Genomic DNA, 2,705 nt, shown 5'->3' with positions numbered 1-2,705 from the left:
GGGGGAGTATGAGTGATTACCAATTACCCATTACCCATTACCCATTATCGATTACCAATTACCCATTACCCATTATCGATTACCAACTAACAACTAACAACTAACAACTAACAATTACCCATTATTCTAATAATCTATTTTCTCAATATGTTCGCGAATCTCGTTTAGGTCGATATACCGATCTGTAGCATTACGGAGTTCTCTAGCAATCATCCCTTCGGTTGATACGACTGTAATATGAGTATTTTTCGATCTTAGCAGCTCAATCGCCCTCTCAAAATCCCCATCCCCGCTGAAAAGCACAACTTGGTCATATTGATCGACTGTATTAAACATATCTACGACTATCTCTATGTCTAAATTAGCTTTTTGAGAATATCTGCCAGAAGCGTCATCGTAGTATTCTTTGAGGATTTTAGTGCGAACTGTGTAACCCAGACTAATCAAAGCATCTCGGAATCCCCTTTGATCTTGAGGGTCTTTAAGACCCGTATACCAGAAAGCGTTAATCAGCATTACATTTTGCTGTGCATTCTTGAAATATTCCAACACTCGTCTCGGATCGAAAAACCAGCCATTTTTTTGTTGAGCGTAGAACATATTGTTCCCGTCTACAAAAATAGACAGACGGTTCATTGAGTTTGACATAAAAACTTAGACCTAATAATTGTAGAAAGGAATTTAATCTAAGTATTAGATTTTAGCAACATGGAGTTAACCTAGCAATGGAATAAAATTAAGAAATTTCCATTTCCCCAGTATTTCATATTTTAGGCTCTACTGCCACAGAGTTGCTTTCATCTCATAAGCGGGCTGCTTTTGAGAAGAGGTATCGGCTGAGGGCAACTCTGTGGCAAATGTCTCTTTGGCGATCGCTCCGCTAAAAACAATAGTTATTGCCCTGTTGCAGCCCTCTAGCAAGCCCTTAGTTTTTGCACGCTCTGCCTTCCCTCTGTGTGATTAAATTGCAGCAATTTAAGCTTAAGCCTTTTTGCTCTCCAAGGCCCAGCGAGCCAACTCCGTCCGGTTGTGGAGGCCTGTTTTGCCCAACATATTGCTAACATGGCTTTCAATTGTCCGCTGGCTGACATTCATCACATCTGCAATATCACGGTTTGCCAACCCTTGGGACACCAACTGTACGACTTTTAACTCGGTTGGGGTTAAATCGACGTTGCGGCGGGCCTTGATTTTTGGCCCACTGTCGATCGCATTATTTTGGTGGCGAATCAATCTCGTTGCCTGCTTGAGGGAAGATTCTACTTGTGCCACGAGTTCTTCTGGCTCAAAGGGCTTGACAATATAAACGTCAGCCCCAGTGCTGAGACCTTTAACTCTATCTTGGCTTTGACCCTTGGCAGACAGGAACAAAACTGGAATCCAACTGGTACGAGGATCTTCTCTGACGTGCTTGACTAAGGTGTAACCATCCATCTCTGGCATCATCACGTCACAAATAATTAAGTCGGGAAGATCCTCTTCTAGTTTTTCCAGGGCTTCTCGGCCATTTTCTGCTGTGACGACATCGTAGCCCCGAAACTCTAGATAATCTTTAACTAGCAGTATCAAGTTGGGGTCGTCGTCAACCAGCATTAGCCGTTTTTGATCTCCTATATTAATTTCCTTCATCTTTATTCCTGCCTGGAGACTCCCGTCATAACTGTAGTGATTGCAACGCTGGCAGCGAACAAAACTTATCGGCTTGACGGTGAGAGGAAAGGCAGGGCAGGGTATATGCCTCTCCACGATTTAAAAGGAATTGTAATGAGGTGGGGGTTTTAGCCCCTTCGCCGAGGCGGGTCAACTAGGCTTTCCAGTCCCCTACTAGACCCCGTGTTAGGGGTTAGCAGTGGTGGTTGAGCTAATAATTTCCCGCTAATCTAATGTTATCTGGCGTGCTTCCTAAAGATGCACGCCAGCTAGATCGAGTGGGATATTTAGTCTGGAGACTTTCAGCCGCTTAATGCCCCTGTCTGTACGGTGCTACTTCTGAATACTATAGAGAAATTTGACTATAATGCCTACTTACGTACTTGAATGTTTTGAGCAGTGGCTGGGAAGAGCGAGTGATTTTACCCTTGATAACTAGCTGTGGTGTCTAATTCCTAACGATTGCGATTGTGATGGCGATCGTTACAGGAAATGTTAGTGAGTGTGTAGCTCCTTATCTGGAAGAGGATGAGTTAAAAAAGCATATTCCTGAACTACTTGAGAGCCGATCAGATGTTCTTGAAGTATCCGCTCGATGATGGGTGGTGTGACATTCCGATACCACACACCGTCTGGATAGATGACCATAATCGGGCCGTTGCTACAAACGCGCAGACAATTGGCTTTGGTGCGAAAGATGCAACTTGGGCGATCGCCTGAAGGTTTATCTAATTTTAGTTCCTGTAAGCGTTTTTTTAGGTAGTTCCAAGCTTCCAGGCTGGCTTCTTTGTCGCAGCACTTGGGTACGGTTTGATCGGCACAGATAAAAATGTGCCTTTCGATTTGAGCTATTCCCAGGCTTTTCACGCAAGCGGCTAAGCTTGAGGTACATGATTCTTCGCTGTTTTGGCTGCTCTCTGAGGATTTAGAGGTGGCGATCGCGCTTGGTTCTCGATCGGACATAGGGCTAATGGCGTGAAACTTCGTCTCTATTTTCGCACTGTCTGGGGTAGGGAAGAAGGGGCTAGGGGCTAGGGGCTAGGGGCTAGGGGGAG

General features: G+C 44.7%; 3 protein-coding genes. All 3 read right to left on the bottom strand.

Annotated elements, in window-relative coordinates:
* Positions 1 to 126 precede the first annotated feature (126 nt).
* The 3 genes from OSCI_RS12630 to OSCI_RS12620 all read right to left on the bottom strand — a co-directional run bounded on the left by OSCI_RS12630 (position 127) and on the right by OSCI_RS12620 (position 2,613).
* Positions 127 to 648, bottom strand: a complete 522-nt coding sequence (locus OSCI_RS12630) for an NYN domain-containing protein (RefSeq protein WP_019487804.1) — start codon at positions 646 to 648, stop codon at positions 127 to 129.
* A 333-nt stretch (positions 649 to 981) separates the two neighbouring features.
* The gene (locus OSCI_RS12625) at positions 982 to 1,629 is read right to left on the bottom strand and encodes a response regulator transcription factor (RefSeq protein ID WP_007355349.1); all 648 of its coding nucleotides are present in this window, start codon (positions 1,627 to 1,629) and stop codon (positions 982 to 984) included.
* Positions 1,630 to 2,145: 516 nt separating this feature from the next.
* A complete protein-coding gene (locus OSCI_RS12620; protein WP_007355347.1) occupies positions 2,146 to 2,613 on the bottom strand; it encodes a (2Fe-2S) ferredoxin domain-containing protein in 468 nt (155 codons plus the stop codon).
* Between the last annotated feature and the right edge of the window lie 92 nt (positions 2,614 to 2,705).

Origin of the sequence: Kamptonema sp. PCC 6506, from assembly GCF_000180455.1 — a bacterium.
GTDB lineage: Bacteria > Cyanobacteriota > Cyanobacteriia > Cyanobacteriales > Microcoleaceae > Kamptonema > Kamptonema formosum.
The sequence above is the reverse complement of the archived record's forward strand: the minus strand, read 5'-3'. Positions and strand labels throughout refer to the sequence as shown.

What these genes read in the sequence shown, in the direction of transcription:
- OSCI_RS12630 (WP_019487804.1), bottom strand. Translation starts at nt 648, where the DNA reads ATGTCAAACTCAATGAACCGTCTGTCTATTTTTGTAGACGGGAACAAT.
- OSCI_RS12620 (WP_007355347.1), bottom strand. Translation starts at nt 2,613, where the DNA reads ATGTCCGATCGAGAACCAAGCGCGATCGCCACCTCTAAATCCTCAGAG.
- OSCI_RS12625 (WP_007355349.1), bottom strand. Translation starts at nt 1,629, where the DNA reads ATGAAGGAAATTAATATAGGAGATCAAAAACGGCTAATGCTGGTTGAC.